We start from the raw sequence: 18,319 nt of genomic DNA on the forward strand, positions 1-18,319 counted from the left end.
GGCCGCGCCCACAGGTTCCGTCGAGGCGGCGGGCACGCCGACCGGGGCGGCTGGTGTGCAGGGTGCGGGCGCGTCCGATCGCTCGGCGACCCCGCCCGGGGCTTCCGGCGTGCGGGACGTGAGCCCGTCGACGCGCCCCGCCGTGCCCGGCGCCGACGATGTCCAAGGGGCGCCTGCGGCCACAGGTCACCGCGAGCGGCCTGGGCCGCCGCCCGGGGCCGGTGGTGTGCAGGGGGCGGGCGCGTCCATGGGCTCACTCGAGGGGGCGCAGTCACTGCTCGGCACTGCCGACGCACCGGGCGAACCGTCTGCGGGCACCGCTGACGGGTCGGCGGTTCGGCACGGTGATGTCCGGGCTGGAGGAGCGGCGACGCCTGCGGGCTCCGCCGAGGGGTCGGCGCCGCCGCCCGCCGCCGGCGCGCCGGGGCACGGGTTGCAGACCGAGGGCGGAGCGTCCGCCGCTCCCGACGCGCGGACGCGGGGCGCGGGCGCGCCCCCGCAGCATCCGGGGCCCGGGGCCCCGGCGTCTTCGTCCGGTACCGAGGTCGCGTCCGGATCCGCCCCCTCGGCTTCGGGGAACGCGGCGGCTGACGTGCCGGAAAGTCCGCCCACCTCGGACGGCCGATCCGCGCCCGGAATCGAGGCGGTCCCCGCCGCCGACCGCTCGCATCCCGCCGTCCCCGCGTCCGACGTGCCGGAGGCCGCGTCCGGCGCCGGCTCACCGGCTGCTGGTCGGGCCGCCGCGGGCACGTCGCCCGGAGAGTCGGCGGTTGCTTCGCGCGTGGCGGACGAACCTCTCTCAAACACGGCTCCCGCATCCACGGAGCCGCCGCATCGCTCGGCGTCCGGCCCGGAAGACGCGGCCGCCGAAGCTCGCCCGACCGCCTCGGGCCCGCGCTCGATCGAGGATGCGCGCGCCGAGGCGCCGGGAACGCCACCCGTCTCGCGGTCGTCGTCGGCGCCCGCCGCCGATCCAGCGCAGGTCGACGACCCGGCCGCGCGGGAGACCCCACCCCCCTCGGCGCCCGATGGGCGCGGTGCCGAGTCCGGCCCGGCGGGGCCCGGCGGCTCGACCCCGTACGACCGGGCCGTGAAGAGTGCCGGTCTCGCCGCCGCGGCGACTCCGGGTGCTGCGGAGGGGGCGGCGAACCCGGTCGGCGCGGCGGGGGGTAAGCCGGAAACCGCGCCCGCCGAGGCGGATTCGCCCGCGGCTGACGTGGCGCCGGGTGCGGCGGGTGAGGACCTGCATCAGGTCGTCGAGAGCGCGTGGGGCGAGATCAAGACGAAGGTGCGCGAGTTCGGGCCGACGTTGCAGGCGCTGCTGTCGGGGGCCGCGGTGTCGCGGGTCGAGGGCACGACCGTGGTGTTCGCGCATCAGAGCCCGCCGCTCGCGCAGCGGCTGTCGGATCCGCGCAACATCACCGCGGTGCGGTCGGCCGTGCAGGCGGTGCTCGGCCGGGAACTGGAGGTGCGCTGGGAGGCGGGTGTGCCCGCGCCGCGGCAGGCGCCCGCCCGGTCGGCGGCGCAGCCCGCGCGCGGCGCGGCGGCCGTGCGGGAGGCCGCGCCGGGTGCCTCCGGTACCGGCGCGTCGCCCAAGGCGTCGGCGCGTCCGCAGTTCTCCCGGCCGAGTCAGGCGAAGGGAAATCCGGGCGGGCAACGCGCCGGCAGCCCCCGCTCCGCCGCCGACGACGACATCCCGCCGCCGGACTTCCCCGACCTGCCGGACGACCCGGGCCCCGGCGATTTCGCCCCGCCCGCGGACCCGCGCGCGGCGGCGGATGCCCAGCCCGCCGGGTGGTCGGGTGACGGCATGCCGCCCCCGCCGACGCCGGAGGAGGAACAGGAGATGTTCGCCGCCGCCGCGGAGCCGGTCGCGCCGGGCGATCGGCAGGATCCGGACGATGTGGCGCTCGCCCTGCTGCGCAGCGAGCTGGGGGCAACCAGTCTGGAGGGTTGACAGGCCCTGTTCACGGAGCGTTAAGTTAACCGGAGTTCGCACACCACGGTAGTATGAACGGGTGGCCGCGAGCTCCGGTGCGACGAGGTTCTATGGTATGCCCAGGCATATGGGCGACCGAGGCGTTCGTCCGCTGGTGCTTGCCGGGTTTTGTACGGCGTCAGGACGGGTGGTCGTGGCGTCGTGCGGCCACCGCACCCCAAGGAAGGAAACACTCCGATATGACCACAGAGGCCTACATCTACGAGGCCATCCGCACTCCGCGCGGCCGCAACAAGAAGGGCTCGCTGCACTCGGTCAAGCCGATCGACCTGACCGTCGGTCTGGTCCAGGAGCTGCGTAACCGCTTCCCCAACCTGGACGAGGACCGGATCTCGGACCTGATCCTCGGTGTGGTCACCCCGGTGGGCGACCAGGGTGCGGACATCGCGCGGACCACCGTGCTGGCCTCGGGCCTGCCGGACACCGCGGGCGGTTTCCAGCTCAACCGTTTCTGCGCCTCGGGCCTCGAGGCCGTGAACATCGCCGCGCAGAAGGTGCGCTCGGGCTTCGACGATCTGGTGATCGCCGGTGGCGTCGAGGCCATGTCGCGCGTGCCGATGGGCTCCGACGGTGGCGCCTGGGCCATGGACCCGCGCACCGCCTACGACGTGTACTTCGTTCCGCAGGGCATCTCGGCCGACCTCATCGCCACCATCGAGGGCTTCTCCCGCGATGACGTCGACGCCTACGCGGTGCGCTCGCAGGACCTGGCCGCCAAGGCGACCACCGGCGGCTACTTCGCCAAGTCGATCGTTCCGGTCAAGGACCAGAACGGCCTCGTCATCCTCGACAACGACGAGCACATGCGTCCCGGCACCACCGTCGAGGACCTGGCCAAGCTGAACCCGTCCTTCGCCGGCATGGGCGAGCTGGGCGGCTTCGACGCGGTGGCGCTGCAGAAGTACCACTACATCGAGAAGATCAACCACGTCCACCACGGTGGCAACAGCTCGGGCATCGTCGACGGCGCCGCCCTGGTGCTGATCGGCAACGAGGACGCGGGCAAGGCCTCGGGCCTGACCCCCCGCGCCCGCGTCGTGGCCGCCGCCCAGTCGGGCGCCGACTCCACCATCATGCTGACCGGCCCGACCCCGGCCGCGCAGAAGGCCCTGGCCCAGGCCGGCCTGACCATCGACGACATCGACCTCGTCGAGATCAACGAGGCCTTCGCCTCCGTGGTGCTGAAGTTCCAGAAGGACCTGAACGTCCCGGACGAGAAGCTCAACGTCAACGGCGGCGCGATCGCCATGGGTCACCCGCTGGGTGCCACCGGCGCCATCATCACCGGCACCATGGTCGACGAGCTCGAGCGCCGCAACGGCCGCTACGCGCTGATCACCCTGTGCATCGGTGGCGGCATGGGCGTGGCCACCATCATCGAGCGCGTCTGATCCCGGCCGACCAGAACTTCTCACAGGAGACAACGAAAACTTATGTCTGACAACATCATCGGTTGGGAGAAGGACGCCGACGGCGTCGTCGTGCTCACCATCGACGACCCCGCCCAGGGCGCCAACACCATGAACGACGCCTACATCACCTCGATGAAGGCGACCGTCGACCGTCTCGAGGCCGAGAAGGACGACATCACCGGTGTCATCATCACCTCCGGCAAGAAGACCTTCTTCGCCGGCGGCGACCTGAAGAACATGATGCAGGTCGGCCCGGACAACGCGGCCGAGGTCATGCAGATGCTGGCCGACGTGAAGACCCCGCTGCGCCGCCTGGAGCAGCTCGGCAAGCCGGTCGTGGCCGCCATCAACGGCGCCGCCCTCGGTGGTGGCCTCGAGATCGCGCTGGCGACCCACTACCGCGTGGCCGCCGACGTCAAGGGCTCGGCCATCGGCCTGCCCGAGGTCAGCCTGGGCCTGCTGCCCGGCGGTGGCGGCGTCGTCCGCACCGTGCGCATGCTGGGTCTGCAGGGCGCGCTCATGCAGGTCCTGCTGCAGGGTCAGCGTCACCGCGTGACCAAGGCCAAGGAGATCGGCCTGATCAACGAGGTCGTCGGCACCGTCGAGGAGCTCATCCCGGCCGCCAAGGCGTGGATCGCCGCCAACCCCGAGGCCGCGCAGCCGTGGGACAAGAAGGGCTACAAGATCCCGGGCGGCACCCCGTCGACCCCGGCCTTCGCCGCCAACCTGCCCGCGTTCCCGGCCAACCTGCGCAAACAGCTCAAGGGCCAGAACATGCCGGCGCCGGTCGCCATCATGTCCGCCGCCGTCGAGGGCTCGCAGGTCGGCTTCGACGACGCCTCCCTCATCGAGGCGCGGTACTTCACCGGTCTGCTGACCGGCCCGGTCGCCAAGAACATGATCCAGGCGTTCTTCTTCGACCTGAACCACATCAACAACGGTGGTTCGCGTCCGAAGGACGTGCCCAAGCGTGAGATCAAGAAGGTCGGCGTCATCGGCGCGGGCATGATGGGCGCGGGCATCGCGTACGTCACCGCCAAGGCCGGCATCGACGTCGTCCTCAAGGACGTCACCATCGAGGCCGCCGAGAAGGGCAAGGACTACTCGGTCAAGCTCGAGGAGAAGGCGCTCTCGCGCGGCAAGACCACCGAGGAGAAGTCCAAGACCCTCCTCGACCGCATCAAGCCGACCGCCGACCCGGCCGACTTCGCGGGCGTGGACTTCGTCATCGAGGCCGTGTTCGAGAACCCCGAGCTCAAGGCCAAGGTCTTCCAGGAGATCGAGGACATCGTCGACGCCGACGCCCTGCTCGGCTCGAACACCTCCACCCTGCCGATCACCCTGCTGGCCAACGGCGTGAAGCGGACCGAGGACTTCATCGGTATCCACTTCTTCTCCCCGGTCGACAAGATGCCGCTGGTCGAGATCATCAAGGGCGAGAAGACCTCCGACGAGGCGCTGGCCCGGGTGTACGACTACACCCTCGCGATCCGCAAGACCCCGATCGTGGTCAACGACAGCCGCGGCTTCTTCACCTCGCGCGTCATCGGCACCTTCATCAACGAGGCCATCGCGGCCGTCGCCGAGGGTGTCGACCCGGCCACCGTCGAGCAGGCCGGTCTGCAGGCGGGCTACCCGGCCGCGCCGCTGAAGCTCAGCGACGAGCTGAACTTCACCACCATGCAGAAGATCTACAAGGAGACCGCGGAGGCCGTCGTGGCCGCCGGCGGCGAGCTCAACGCCGCCGCGGTGAAGACCGCCGAGGTGCTCGACAAGCTGGTCGGCGAGTACGACCGCAAGGGCAAGGCGGGCGGCGCCGGCTTCTACGACTACGTGGACGGCAAGGCTGTCGGCCTGTGGAGCGAGCTGCGCTCGATCTTCAACACCTCCCGCGAGCTCCCGGAGGGCTACACCTTCCAGGACCTCAAGGACCGGATGCTGTTCGCCGAGGCCATCGAGACCCAGAAGTGCTTCGACGAAGGCGTGCTCACCAGCACCGCCGACGCGAACATCGGCTCGATCTTCGGCATCGGTTTCCCGGCCTGGACCGGTGGCGTGCACCAGTTCATCGTGGGCTACCCGGGCGGCCAGGAGGCCTTCGTCGCCCGCGCCGACGAGCTGGCCAAGAAGTTCGGCCCGCGCTTCGAGGTTCCGGCCTCCCTGCGCAAGTAGTATCCCGCCCGCGCGTTCGCGCACCGGGTGACCGGCGGCCCCGTCTCGCTCTCGCGAGGCGGGGCCGCCGCCGTCGGTGGGACGGGCGGTGACCCGGTCGTCGCGTCGAACTCGCCCGGCGGAAGGGCTGCCGAGCGGGGCCTGTGCGCGCTAGCGTTGAAGTATGCGCACACGGACCGGAGGGGTCGGTGGGGGGTCGGGGTGCGATGCATGGTCGCCGGTGCCGCCGATTCGGTGTGAGATCGAGGTGGTCGCATGAAACGGCAAGCGGGGGAGGGGGATTCGCAGGTCGAGCGGACGCGTCTCGGGGCGACGAGCGCGGGCGATCCGGAGGACACCCAGGTCGCGCAGCCGATCGACATGTCCGGCGAGCTCGCCGAGATGGGGCTGACCCACGCCACCGAGGTCGGCCGTGGCGGTTTCGGCGTGGTGTACCGGTGCCTGCAGGAGGCGCTGGACCGGGTGGTCGCGGTCAAGGTGCTGTCCTCGGAGCTCGAGGAGGAGAGCCGGGAGCGGTTCCTGCGCGAGGAGCAGGCGATGGGCAGGCTCTCGGGGCACCCGAACATCGTCGACATCCTGCAGGTCGACGTCACGCCGACCGGCCTGCCGCTGATCGTGATGCCCTACGCCACGCGCGGGTCGCTCGAGCAGCTCATCCACGATCACGGCCCGCTGAGCTGGTCGGACACCCTGCGGGTCGGGGTGAAGCTGGCGGGCGCGATCGAGAGCGCGCACCGCGCCCAGGTGCTGCACCGCGACGTCAAACCGGCCAACGTGCTGCTCAGCGCCTACGGGGAGCCCCAGCTGACCGACTTCGGGATCGCCCGCATCCCGGGCGGCTTCCGGACGTCGAGCCAGCTCATCACCGGCTCGCCCGCCTTCACCGCGCCCGAGGTGCTCAAGGGCGGCGACCCGACCGTGCGCTCGGACGTCTACGGCCTGGGGGCCACCCTGTTCGCGCTGCTCACCGGGCACGCGGCCTTCGAGAGGCAGGTCGGGGAGAAGGTGGTCGCGCAGTTCCTGCGCATCACCACCCAGCCGGTGCCCGACCTGCGCGAATTCGACATCCCCGCCGACGTGGCCGCCGCGATCGAGTCGGCCATGGCCCCGGAGCCGGCGGACCGGCCGGCGAGCGCGGCCGCCTTCGGCGAGCTGCTGCGCGACGTGCAGCGGGCGCACGGCGAGGTCCCCGACGACATGGCCCTGCTCGAGACCGGGCCCGCGCTCGACCCGGCGGCGGGCAACGGTGGCGGGTCGGCGGTCACCGGCCGCCGCCGCGCCCCGCTCGGCCTGCGCCCGACCGGCACCGACACCGCCCCGGCCGCGGGCGCGTCCACCGGCGGCACGCTGCCGCCGACCGCCGCGACCAAGTTCCGTCCGCCCACGCCCGCCCGTGACCCGGTGCCCCGGCAGCGCCTGCTCGACATCCTCCGCGCGGGCGGCAACCGGCGCCTCGCCGTGCTGCACGCGCCCGCCGGGTTCGGCAAGAGCACCGTGGCGGCCCAGTGGCGCCAGGAACTCGTCGCCAGGGACGTGGCCGCGGTGGCCTGGCTGGGGCTCGATCACGACGACGACAACGAGATCTGGTTCCTCGCCCACCTCATCGAGGCGATCCGGCGGGTGCGGCCCGACCTGGGCGTCGGCCTGGACCAGGTGCTGGAACAGCGGCCCGCGGACGCGGTGGCCTTCGTCGTGGCCACCCTGATCGACGAGATCCACGCGAGCGGGCGCAGCGTCGTGGTCATCGTCGACGACTGGCACCGGGTGACCGACCCGGCGGTGCACAAGGTGATGGAGAACCTGCTCGACAACGGCTGCCACCACCTGCGTTTCGTCATCACCAGCCGCGAACAGGCCGGGCTGCCGTCGAGCCGGATGCGGGTCCGCGACGAGCTGGTCGAGATCGGCTCGGACCAGCTGCGGCTCACTGCCCGCGAGACCCGGCAGATCCTGGTGGAGCGCAACGGGTTCGCGCTCACCGACGAGCAGGTCGAACAGATCCACGCCGTCACCGACGGCTGGCCGGCGGCCGTGCAGCTGATCAGCCTGTCCCTGCGCGGCAACCCGGACCCGGCGCAGCTGCTCGAGACGCTGGGCGCGGACAAGCACGGTATCCGCGAGTACCTCGCCGAGAACGTCCTGGACACCATGGAACCGGAGATGCTCGAGTTCCTCATGGCCATCTCGGTGACCGAGCGGGTCAACGGATCCCTGGCGGCGGTGCTGGCCGAGGTGGACGACGGGAGCGCGCTGCTCGAGGAGGCCGAACGGCGCGAGCTGTTCCTGCGCCGCGTCGACCACGACCCGGACTGGTTCCGGATGCAGCCGCTGTTCGCCGAACATCTGCGCGCCCGCCTCGACCGCCGCTACCCGGGCCGGGCGAAGGTCCTGCACCGCAAGGCCGCCCGCTGGTACGCCGAGCATCAGCTGCTGCGCAAGTCCGTCGACCACGCGCTCGCGGCCACCGACATGAAGCTGGCCGCCGACCTGCTGGAGAGCGGCGGGATGGACCTCATCGACGGCTCACGGCTGGCGACCCTGCTCGGCTCGGTGTCGAAACTGCCGGTGCAGCAGGTGGCCAACCGGTCCAAGCTGCTCATGGCGGTCGCGCGGGCCAATGTCAGCCTCCAGCAGTCGGGCCCGGCCCGCAAGGCGCTGGGCAGGCTGTCCAATCTGCTGGCGCCGGGCACGGGCACCGACCCGGCCGAGGTCGCGCGGCAGCGCAGCATCGCCCGGGTGCTCGACGCCGCCGAGCGCATCGCGCACGACCGCGTCGACGGGGTCGTCGCCGAGCTGGCGCCCATCCTGGCCGACCCCGACGACCTGCCGGACTGGGCGGTCTCCACGGCGGCGAACGTGTCCTCGTTCGTCGAGTTGTGCGAGTTCGACTTCGCCGGCGCCATCCGCACCCAGGACTGGGCGCAGGACTACCACCAGCGTTCCAAGGACCCGCTCGGCCCGGTGTTCGGTCTCTGCGTGCGCGGCGACGCCGCCTACGAACAGCTCGACATCGCCACCGCGACCGACTGTTATCAGCGGGCCTACGACACCGCCGTGGAACGCGGCGGCGCCTGGTCCGACGCCACCCGGGTCGCGGCCGCGCTCGCCGGCGAGATCGCCTACCGGCGCGGGGATCTCGACACCGCGGACCGGCTGCTGGACGAGAGCCACCAGCTGGTGGCCCGCATCGGCCCGGTCGACTTCCTGATCGCCACCTTCGTCATCGGCGCCCGCGTCAAGGCGGTGCGCGGGGACCTCTTCACCGCGGCCACCCGGCTCGACGAGGGCAGCAGGCTGGCCGCCGAGCACGAACTGACCCGCCTCGACGCCCACATCCGGGCCGAACGGGTCCGGCTCGGGCTGCCCGGCGGCGACCGGCGCGACGAGGACCTCGGCAACGGCACCCGCGCCAGGTCCGGGACCGCCGGGCTGACCTGGGAGGCCCGCGAGACCGCCGAGATCCGGGCCCTGCTCGCCGAACAGCGCCTGGCCGACGACGACCGCGCGGTGCGCCGGGCCCGGCTGCTCTACGCCCGCGCGCTCGAACAGCACCGGCCCCGCGCCGAACTCGACGCCGCCCTGCTGCTGGCCGAGTGCCTGACCGCGTCGGGCTGGGTCGGCGAGGCGACCGGGCTACTCATGCCGGTGCTCGACCGGTGTGCCGAGCTCGGCTGGACCCGGCCGCTGCTGGACGCGGGGCCGGGCGTGGTCGCCCTGCTGCGGGTCCTGCACACGCGAGCCCGCGGCGAGCGTCCCGATCCGCTCACCGCGGGCCTGCCGATGGCCTTCCTCGACGAACTGCTCTAGTTCCGGCGGCCGGGGCCGCGGGTCCGGGCCCTTACGGCTCCCACCAGGGGCGCAGCGGTACCGTCCACCGGCCGCCGTCGCCCAGCTTCACGCCGAGGACGTGGTGCAGCTGGACCACGTTGCGCTGGAAGCCGAGCCGGCTGCCCGCCATGTACAGGCCCCACACCTTGGCCGTGCCCTCGCCCGCCTCGGCGACGCAGGCGTCCCAGTTCGCGACCAGGTTCTTGCACCACTCGTGCAGGGTCAGCGCGTAGTGCTCGCGCAGGTTCTCCTCGTGCAGCACCTCGAGGCCGACGTTCTGGATCTCGGAGACGATGCGGCCGGAGCCGATGAGCTCGCCGTCGGGGAAGACGTAACGGTCGATGAAGTCGCCCGCCTTGGTGCTGCGGGTGTTGTCGTGGCGGGTGATGCAGTGGTTGAGGAACAGGCCGCCGTCGCGCAGCTTGTCCTTGAAGAAGCCGAAGTAGAACGGGTAGTTGTGTACCCCGATGTGTTCGGTCAGGCCGATGGAGGACAGCGCGTCGAAATCCCCCTCGGGGATGTCGCGGTAGTCGCAGTGGCGGACCTCGGCCAGATCGGCGAGGCCCTCCTCCTCGATCTTGGCCTGCGCCCATTTGGCCTGCTCGGCCGACAGCGTGGCGCCGATGACCTTCACCCCGCGCCGCGCCGCGTAGCGGACCATGCCGCCCCAGCCGCAGCCGATGTCGAGCAGGCGGTCGCCCTCCTTCAGGCGCAGCTTGTCGAAGATCAGGCGGTACTTGTTCTCCTGGGCCTGCTCGAGGGTCCAGTTCTCGTCGCCGTAGACCGCGCAGGTGTAGGTCATGGACGGGCCGAGCACGTACTCGTAGAAGGTGTTGGAGACGTCGTAGTGGTGGTGGATGGCCTCGGCGTCGCGGGTCTTGGAGTGCCGCAGGCCCTCCAGCGCGATCCGGCGCCAGCGGGGCAGCGTCTCCTGCGGTGGCGGCGCGACGGGCTTGAGCCGGTCCCAGCCGAGCGAGCGGGCGATGGTGACCAGCGCCAGCGCCGACGGCCTGCGGAACTTCATGCCCTGCATGGCCTCGAGCAGCTCGTACGGGTCGCCCGGATGGACGCCGCCCGCCGCCATGTCGCCGGAGACGTAGGCCCGCGCCAGGCCGAGGTCGCCCGGCGCGCCCGCCAGGTAGTTGATACCGCGCGGGTTGACGATGTCGAGGCTGAACTCCGAGTCCTCCGGGCCCGTCGCGCTGCCGTCGTAGGCGGTCAGCCGGATGGGGATGTCCCCGTCGACGAGGATCTCGAGGATCTCCGCGATGCTGAGTTTGGTCCCTAGCTCCGCGAATGCGTCGGAGCGATCCTTGAATGTCGTCACTTGCGTTGCACCGCCTTCGAATACAGATCCAGCAGTCGTTGGTCCGGGTCGTAACGTTTCTTCAGTCGCGCGTAGGCCTCGCCGCCGTAGAGCGCGGCGAATTCGGCCTCGTCGTAGTAGGCGTCCGAGTACAGCGACTTGTGGCCGTCGAGCTCGGACACCTTGGCCTCGATGGCGCGGTTCGCGGCGCCTTCCGGCCGGCCGGGCACGGTCGGTACCGCGGACCAGAAGCCGATGTTGACGTAGGTCTCGGCCGGTGCGAGGGGGTACAGCGGCCACGGCCGCGCGCCGTCGGTGTCGCGCAACCGCAACGGGCACAACCAGATCGGCTCGATCGGTATTTCCCGCAGGAACCAGCGCACGAACTCGGCGGTGCGCTCGACGGGCACCTCGATGTCCTGCACCACGCGTTCCTGCGGTGGGTTGCCCTTGCGGGCCTCCAGCCGGTCGCCGATGTGGTACTTGCGGTCGAGGGCGACCAGCTTCCAGTAGAAGCTGCTGCGGCGCAGGCCCTTGGGCCAGAAGCGGCGGATCCGGGGATTCTGGGTGCCGAAGGCGCGCGAGCACCAGAACCAGTCGGTGTCCCAGCGCCACAGGTAGTCGTGGATGGTCAGCCGGTCGTTCACGACGCCCTCGTCGTGCTGGATGGAGCGGTAGTAGATGTCCATCCCGGTGTAGTCGGAGACCGGGCCGGGCTCGTCGGTCTGCCTGCCGAGGGTCAGGTAGCTCTCGGCGGCGGTGAAGACGACGCCGTCGAGGTAGTCGACGCGTTCCCCCTCGTAGGAGCGGTCCTCGACGATCCGGGCCAGGGTCCGTTCGAGCTCGTCGAGGTCGTGGAACCGGACGTGGCGCAGGGCGACGTAGGGCTGCACCGGTTCGAGAGCGATCTTGAGCCGGACCGTATAGCCGAGCGTGCCATAGGAATTGGGGAAGCCGCGGAACAGGTCGGCGTACTCGTTGTCGGGGCGGGCGGTGATGATCTCGCCCGCGCCGGTCAGCACGTCCATCTCCAGGACGGATTCGTGCGGCAGACCGTTGCGGAACGAGCTGGACTCGATGCCGAGGCCGGTCACCGCGCCGCCGAGCGTGATGGTCTTGAGCTGCGGGACGACCAGCGGCGCCAGCCCGTAGGGCAGGGTCGCGGCGACCAGGTCCTCGTAGGTGGTCATCCCGGCGACGTCGGCCGTGCGGGCCTCTGGATCGACCGCGATGACCTTACAGAGCCCGGAGACGTCGAGGCCGGGGGCGTCGCTGGCGGCTCGGGCGCGGAACAGGTTGGAGGTCTTCTTGGCCAGGCGCACGGTCGCCCCGGCGGGGATGGCGCGATAGCTCGCCAGCAGGCGGGCCACACCCTCGCGGTGCGCGGCGAATCCGGATTCGTGTGCGGCCGGTTTGTGGCCGGCCATGTTCATCAGACTGACTGCCACAGCTCGACGCTAGTACTCCGATGTGCGACCGGCCACCGAATAGCGGTACGGCTGGGGGAAATGTCACGCATATGTTGCAGGATGGTTCCCGGTCGAGTTACCGCCCTTCGAACAAGGAGCAACACAGTGGGACAGGTCAGCGCCAGCAGTTCGATCGTCGTCGCGGCGGATCCGCAGCGCACGCTAGAGGCCATCGGCGACTACGAGACGTTGCGCCCGCGCATCCTCTCCCCGCACTACCGCGACTACAAGGTCGTCGAAGGCGGCAAGGGCGCGGGCACCGTGGTGGAGTGGACCCTGCAGGCCACCGAGAGCCGGGTCCGCAACGTGCGGTCCACGGTCTCGGCCACCGCGGACAGCCTGGTGGAGCGGGACGCCAACTCCTCGCTCGTCACCACCTGGACCGTGACCGGTGAGGGCACCGGCTCGAAGGTGACCGTGACCACCACCTGGCAGGGCGCGGGCGGCGTCAAGGGCATCTTCGAGGGCATCTTCGCCCCGCTCGGCCTGAAGAAGATCCAGGCCGAGGTGCTGGCCAACCTGGCCAAGGAACTCTGAGCGGGTAGGCGCTCCCGCCGATGCCGGGCAGGCCGGGATCGGCGGGAGCGGACCGGCCGCGCGGGTGGTCAGTGACTCTTGCCGATGTCGAAGAGGTTGCCCTCTGGGTCGGCGAGGGTGGCCCACTGCTGGCCGTACTCGTCGAAGTCGCCGACGTGCTTCGCGCCGAGGGCGACGGCGCGATCGGCCTGCGCCCGCCAGTCGGGTGCGTGGAAATCCAGGTGCACCACGTTCTTCCCCGGCGTCTTCTCGCCGACCTTCAGGAACATCAGCACCGGCGCGGTCCCCGCCGCGGTGCCGATGGTCGCGAAGAACTCGCTCGCCTCGGGATCGACGGGGCGGCCGAGCAGTTCGCCGTAGAAGCCGGCCAGGGCGGCCGCGTCGTGGCAGTCGAAGGTGATGTTGCCGAGTTCGAGTGACATGGGTGAGCTCCTCAGGGTCGCAGGGTGATGGGCCAGCACACTTCGGTGCGGTATTCGGTGGGATCGGGGGTGCGGTCGGGCCCGACGAGATAGCGCTCGCGGACCGGCTCGTCGGCCAGCACGGTGTCGTGTTCGGCGACGTGGCTGCCCAGGGCGCCGTAGGTGCGGTCGAAGTCCTCGAACGGGCCGGTGTGCACGGCGATGGCGAAACGGCGGGTCGGCAGCTCGCCCAGCCGCAGCCCGTCCGGGACGCGGACTCCCGTGCTGGTCGCCACCGGGACGTAGGCGGTGACGAGGCCGCCGTCGGACCGGAAGAACTCGGTGGAGTAGGTGGCCCCCGCGACGCCCGCGGGCGTCGCGCCCGCCGCGGCGAGGCCGGTGTAGAGCCGTTCGAAGGCGACCCCGCACCAGTCGCCGATGTCGGCGCGGTCCACCGACTCGGTGAGCAGCACCGCCGGGAAGGCGGTCTCGATGCGGTAGTCCACGCGCAGGGGCGCGGCGGGGGTCAGCAGCGAGCGCAGCGAGGCGACCACGTCCCGGGTGCGCTGGAGCTCGGCCTCCATGCGGGCCAGGTGGTTGCGCAGGGTCTCGTCCCTGGCGCCGGTGTCCTCGGCGCGCAGCACCGCGGCGATCTGCTCGAGCGGCATGTCCAGGTCGCGCAGCCGCCGGATCAGGTGGGCGCGCCCGACCTGGTCGGTCGAGTAGCGGCGGTAGCCGGTCGCCGGGTCGACGGCGGCCGGTTCCAGCAGGGCGAGCTCGTGGTAGTAGCGCAGCGTCTTCACGCTCAGATGGGTGAGCCGGGAGAACTCGCCGATCGCGACGGTTGCGGTCATGCGTTCAGCGAACACCCTCCAGCCGGGGGAGAGTCAACAATCGTCAGGCCGGGGCCAGGACGAAGGTCGCGAGCAGGACGTTCGGCGCGCCACGCCACCAGGAGTAGCCGAGCCAGACGCCGGGCGTGACCTCGCGGATCTCGTCGTAGACCTGCGGGGTGGGCGAGGGCGCGTAGTCGAGCACCCACGTGTCGCCGCCGTCGAGGATCGACGGGCCCGCGTAGACGTTCGCCGGGAACGCCTCGACGCCCGCGCCGGTGACCCGGTTGGTCAGCGTGCCGCCGCCGGGGCCGGTGCGGAACACCTTGCCGATCCACAGCGCGGGCGCCGGTCCGACCAGCTCGGGCGGGCGCGCCACCCAGCCGTTGGTCACCCCGTTCGGCACGGCGCCGCGCCCCGCGCCGGAGAAGACCTGACCGAGCTGGCCGGCCGAGCAGCGAAATCGCAGCGAATCGATCGTGACGCCCCGGTCCTCCGGCGCGAGGAGGCAACCGCCGCCGTAGTCGACCCCGCCGCCGCCACCGCCCGCCTCGGCGGACGCCGTGGCCGGGGACAGAAAGAGCAGGCCGGAGGCCAGCGCGCATAATGCCGCGCCGACGGTGCTGCGTGAACGTGCGCTCGCCATGGGCTCTCCCGAACGTCGCCGGACTTCGATCACGACCCGACTCGATGGTAGGTCGAACCGGTCCTCCGGCCGCGTCAGCACTCCATCGGCAACCGATCCGTTACGTGGTGTCGGGGAGATAACGGCGCCGCCGTTCCGCGCTCCGGCCGGTGCCGGTGTGGCAGTATCCGGCGCGGCGCCGGGCCCGCGACCGGTGGACTACGCTCGAAGCGACGAACTCTCGATGGAAGGACGTGCCGTGCAACCCGGTGGTCAGTTCGATATGCAGCAGTTGCTCGCCCAGGCCCAGCAGATGCAGCAGGCGGTCATGCAGGCGCAGGCCGAACTCGCGGAGACCGAGGTGACCGGGCAGGCGGGCGGCGGTCTGGTGCGGGCCACCATCAAGGTCAGCGGCGAGGTGCGCTCGCTGGTCATCGACCCCAAGGTCGTCGACCCCAGCGATGTCGAGGGCCTGCAGGACCTGGTGATCGGCGCGATCAACGACGCGATGACCAACGCCCAGCAGCTGGCGGCCGAGCGGCTCGGCCCGCTCTCGGCCGGTCTCGGTGGCGGTTCGCTGCCCGGCCTGCCCGACTTCTGATGTATGAGGGTCCGGTACAGGATCTGATCGACGAGCTGGGCAAGCTGCCCGGCGTCGGTCCGAAGAGCGCCCAGCGCATCGCCTTCCACCTCCTCGGGGTGGAACCGCCCGAGATCGACCGCCTGCAGGCGGCGTTGCAGAAGGTGCGCGACGGCGTGCAGTTCTGCACGATCTGTGGCACGGTCGCCGACGGGGAACGCTGCCGCATCTGTGCCGACCCGCGGCGCGACCTGACCATGATCTGCGTGGTCGAGGAGCCCAAGGACGTGCAGGCGATCGAGCGCACCCGCGAGTTCCGCGGGCGCTATCACGTGCTCGGCGGCGCGCTCGATCCGCTGTCCGGCGTCGGGCCCGACCAGCTGCGGATCCGGGAACTGCTGACCCGGATCGGCACGCAGGAGGACGGGGTCGACGTCACCGAGGTCATCATCGCCACGGACCCGAACACCGAGGGCGAGGCGACCGCGACCTACCTGGTCCGCATGCTGCGCGATTTCCCCGGCCTCACCGTCACCCGCCTCGCCTCGGGCCTGCCCATGGGCGGCGACCTGGAGTTCGCCGACGAGCTGACCCTCGGCCGCGCGCTGTCCGGCCGCCGGACGCTCTAGCGCCCGCTCAGAACGTGACGGGCGCCCAGCCGACCCCGGCGACGGCCTCGGTGTCGCCGGTGGTCCAGGCCCAGATGATGCGCGAGACCTCGGACGGGTCGGTCAGCGTCGTGCCGAAGTGCCGCTCCGCCGAGCCCGCCCGGTATTCCAGCGTGTAGACGCCCTCGGGATCGCGGTAGGTCTGGATGTAGTCCTGGTCGCCGCGCTCGGCGATGAGGTACGGGTTGGGCGCGGTCAGGCCGGCCACCCAGCGGTCGGCCAGGTCGCGGGTGAGGTACGGGAAAGTGCCCGCGCCGCCGTGGGTGATCTGCACCGGCACATGGCCCGCCGGGTCGACCAGCCAGCTCAGCTGCGGGTCGTAGACCGCGTAACCGCGCGGGGTCGCCAGCTCGAACAGCAGGTCGCGCACGAACCCGATCGCGTCGTAGGGCGAGGAGATGTAGAGCGTGTCGCCGGTCGCCGCGCCGCCCGCGGGCGAGACGCTGAGGAAGGTGTCCTGCTCGGGCAGTTCGGCGTTGCGCGCGTTCACCGCGGCGGCGATCTCGGCGATCGCGGCCGACTCGTCCAGGCCCTCCTGGCCCGACAGATACGCATCGATCTCGTCGGGGGTCGCGGCGGCGCCGGAGGGCAGCAGGATGTGGTCGTAGCTCACGCGGTTCAGGGTAGCCGCGTGGCCTGACCGGTCGGTTTCGGCGGCCCGGTGTTGCCTGCGGGTTTCGACGTGATACCCGTCGGAAAACTCCCGTTTCGTCACCCGACGAGCTGCCCGGTCCGTGTGGTGAACTTGGCCCATGGGCATCAAGGTGTCGCTCGAACACCGGACCACCTACTCCTTCGACCGCCTGGTGGAGGTGCACCCGCACGTGGTGCGGCTGCGCCCGGCACCGCACTCGCGAACCCGCGTCGAGGCGTACTCGCTGCGGGTCGAACCGGCGCGGCACTTCGTCAACTGGCAACAGGACGCCTTCGGCAATTTCCTTGCGCGGCTGGTCTTTCCCGAGCCGACGCGGGAGCTGTCGATCACCGTCGGGCTGATCGCCGATCTCGAGGCGGTCAACCCGTTCGACTTCTTCGTCGAGGACTACGCCGAGTACGCGCCGTTCCGGTACGCGCCCGAACTGGCCGCCGATCTCGAGCCCTACCTGCGGCCGGTCGACGAGGCGGGGCCGGGCTCGGGCCCGGGCGAACTGGTGCGCGAGTGGGCGCGGCGGCACCGGCCGGCGGGGCGGATCCGCACCATCGATTTCCTGGTCGAGCTGAACAACGCCCTGCGCGCCGACATCGACTACACGGTGCGCATGGAGGCGGGCGTGCAGACGCCGGACCACACGCTGCGCGCGGCGCTCGGTTCCTGCCGCGATTCGGCGTGGCTGCTCGTGGCGATCCTGCGTGAGCTCGGCCTCGCGGCGCGGTTCGTCTCCGGCTACCTGGTCCAGCTGTCCCAGGACGTGCCCTCGCTGGACGGGCCGTCGGGGCCGGCCGCCGACTTCACCGACCTGCACGCCTGGACCGAGGTGTACGTCCCCGGCGCGGGCTGGATGGGGATGGACCCCACCTCGGGCCTGTTCGCCGGCGAGGGCCACATCCCGCTCTCGGCCACCCCGCACTACAGCTCCGCCGCGCCGATCACCGGCGCCACCGGCATCACCGAGACCACCATGGAATTCAGCAACGTGGTGCGCCGGGTCCACGAGGACCCCCGGGTCACGTTGCCCTACACCGACTCCCAGTGGGCGCGGATCGTCGCGGCGGGCGCGGCGATCGACGACCGGATGACCGCCGCGGGCGTCGGGCTGACCATGGGCGGCGAGCCGACCTTCGTCTCCCTCGACGACCAGGTCAGCGCGCAGTGGACCACCGCGGCCGACGGGCCGCACAAGCGCGAACGCGCCGTCGACCTGGCCGGGCGGCTGCGTCGCGTCTACGCCCCGCAGGGCCTCGCGCAGTACCGGCAGGGCAAGTGGTATCCCGGCGAGCCGTTGCCGCGCTGGGAGATCGCCGTCGCCTGGCGCGCGGACGGGGAACCGGTCTGGCATCGTCAGGACCTGCTCGCGGACCCGTGGACGCCGGTGTCGCGGCGGCTGGCGCCCGTGCCGTCCGGCGACGCCGCGCCGGAGTCCGCCCCGGCCCCCGTCAGCGGTACCGGCGGTCCCCGCGCGGCCGACCGGCCCGCCGAGGACACGACCGGCACCCGGCCGACCCCCGCCCCGCCGCTCAACGCCGCCCCCGCCCAGGCGCCGAGGCTCCCGGCCGCGTCCGCGGACCTGGCCGAGCGGCTCGTCGCCCACATCGCCGCCGACCTCGGGCTGCCGGACCGACAGGTCCGGCCCGCCTTCGAGGATCCGCTGGCCCGCCTGGCCGCCGAAGTCGGCGCGCCGCACGGCGATCCGGACGCGCTCACCGCCGACCTCGACCCCGCGGACGACTCGCCGCTCGCGCGCCGGGCGCTGCTCGACCGCCTCGACTCCTCGGTCAGCGAGCCGGCCGCCTTCGTCCTTCCGCTGCACCGCCGCGAGGACGAAACGGGC

The 18,319-nt window shown here is 71.7% G+C and carries 14 protein-coding genes; 8 read left to right on the forward strand and 6 right to left on the reverse strand.

The window, feature by feature from the left end:
* Positions 1 to 1,090: 1,090 nt before the first annotated feature.
* From ON36_RS01350 to ON36_RS01365, 4 genes are all read left to right on the forward strand, one after another.
* Complete coding sequence (locus ON36_RS01350; protein WP_157224731.1) at positions 1,091 to 1,957, forward strand: hypothetical protein; 867 nt, start codon at positions 1,091 to 1,093, stop codon at positions 1,955 to 1,957.
* 221 nt (positions 1,958 to 2,178) lie between these two features.
* Positions 2,179 to 3,390 carry an acetyl-CoA C-acetyltransferase gene (locus ON36_RS01355; protein ID WP_043646790.1) on the forward strand — a complete coding sequence of 404 codons (1,212 nt, stop codon included), beginning with the start codon at positions 2,179 to 2,181 and terminating at the stop codon, positions 3,388 to 3,390.
* 42 nt (positions 3,391 to 3,432) lie between these two features.
* Positions 3,433 to 5,583 carry a 3-hydroxyacyl-CoA dehydrogenase NAD-binding domain-containing protein gene (locus ON36_RS01360; RefSeq protein ID WP_043646792.1) on the forward strand — a complete coding sequence of 717 codons (2,151 nt, stop codon included), beginning with the start codon at positions 3,433 to 3,435 and terminating at the stop codon, positions 5,581 to 5,583.
* 255 nt (positions 5,584 to 5,838) lie between these two features.
* Positions 5,839 to 9,390, forward strand: coding sequence for a serine/threonine-protein kinase (locus ON36_RS01365; protein ID WP_083884833.1), 3,552 nt, complete (start codon positions 5,839 to 5,841; stop codon positions 9,388 to 9,390).
* Positions 9,391 to 9,421: 31 nt separating this feature from the next.
* Here the strand turns inward: ON36_RS01365 and ON36_RS01370 are convergent, their stop codons facing one another.
* A complete protein-coding gene (locus ON36_RS01370) occupies positions 9,422 to 10,738 on the reverse strand; it encodes a class I SAM-dependent methyltransferase (RefSeq protein ID WP_043646793.1) in 1,317 nt (438 codons plus the stop codon).
* Positions 10,735 to 12,144, reverse strand: coding sequence for an FAD-binding oxidoreductase (locus ON36_RS01375; protein WP_043646824.1), 1,410 nt, complete (start codon positions 12,142 to 12,144; stop codon positions 10,735 to 10,737). The genes ON36_RS01370 and ON36_RS01375 overlap by 4 nt, the downstream gene beginning before the upstream one ends.
* Before the next feature lie 147 nt (positions 12,145 to 12,291).
* Between ON36_RS01375 and ON36_RS01380 the strand changes: the two genes are divergently transcribed.
* Entirely contained in the window at positions 12,292 to 12,723 is a 432-nt protein-coding gene (locus tag ON36_RS01380) for an SRPBCC family protein (protein WP_043646796.1), read from the forward strand.
* A 68-nt stretch (positions 12,724 to 12,791) separates the two neighbouring features.
* Here the strand turns inward: ON36_RS01380 and ON36_RS01385 are convergent, their stop codons facing one another.
* Genes ON36_RS01385 through ON36_RS01395 form a run of 3 tightly spaced genes read right to left on the reverse strand, consistent with a single transcriptional unit; the run spans position 12,792 to position 14,603 of the window.
* The gene (locus ON36_RS01385; protein WP_043646799.1) at positions 12,792 to 13,145 is read right to left on the reverse strand and encodes a VOC family protein; all 354 of its coding nucleotides are present in this window, start codon (positions 13,143 to 13,145) and stop codon (positions 12,792 to 12,794) included.
* A gap of 11 nt (positions 13,146 to 13,156) precedes the next feature.
* Complete coding sequence (locus ON36_RS01390) at positions 13,157 to 13,978, reverse strand: MerR family transcriptional regulator (protein ID WP_043646829.1); 822 nt, start codon at positions 13,976 to 13,978, stop codon at positions 13,157 to 13,159.
* Positions 13,979 to 14,021: 43 nt separating this feature from the next.
* A complete protein-coding gene (locus ON36_RS01395) occupies positions 14,022 to 14,603 on the reverse strand; it encodes a hypothetical protein (RefSeq protein ID WP_043646804.1) in 582 nt (193 codons plus the stop codon).
* Positions 14,604 to 14,841: 238 nt separating this feature from the next.
* On the opposite strand from ON36_RS01395, the gene ON36_RS01400 reads away from it, so the two are divergent.
* Both ON36_RS01400 and recR read left to right on the forward strand, forming a co-directional pair.
* Positions 14,842 to 15,183: a YbaB/EbfC family nucleoid-associated protein gene (locus ON36_RS01400; RefSeq protein WP_083884834.1), complete on the forward strand. Its 342-nt coding sequence runs from the start codon at positions 14,842 to 14,844 to the stop codon at positions 15,181 to 15,183.
* The gene (recR, locus tag ON36_RS01405; protein ID WP_043646809.1) at positions 15,183 to 15,791 is read left to right on the forward strand and encodes a recombination mediator RecR; all 609 of its coding nucleotides are present in this window, start codon (positions 15,183 to 15,185) and stop codon (positions 15,789 to 15,791) included. The genes ON36_RS01400 and recR overlap by 1 nt, the downstream gene beginning before the upstream one ends.
* Positions 15,792 to 15,798: 7 nt before the next feature.
* Here recR and ON36_RS01410 read toward each other — a convergent pair whose 3' ends face one another.
* Positions 15,799 to 16,443, reverse strand: coding sequence for a hypothetical protein (locus tag ON36_RS01410; protein WP_043646811.1), 645 nt, complete (start codon positions 16,441 to 16,443; stop codon positions 15,799 to 15,801).
* A gap of 139 nt (positions 16,444 to 16,582) precedes the next feature.
* Between ON36_RS01410 and ON36_RS01415 the strand changes: the two genes are divergently transcribed.
* A partial coding sequence (locus tag ON36_RS01415) for a transglutaminase family protein (RefSeq protein WP_043646817.1) occupies positions 16,583 to 18,319 on the forward strand: 1,737 nt, incomplete at its 3' end.

The sequence above is a fragment of the Nocardia thailandica NBRC 100428 genome (assembly GCF_000308795.1).
Lineage (GTDB): Bacteria > Actinomycetota > Actinomycetes > Mycobacteriales > Mycobacteriaceae > Nocardia > Nocardia thailandica.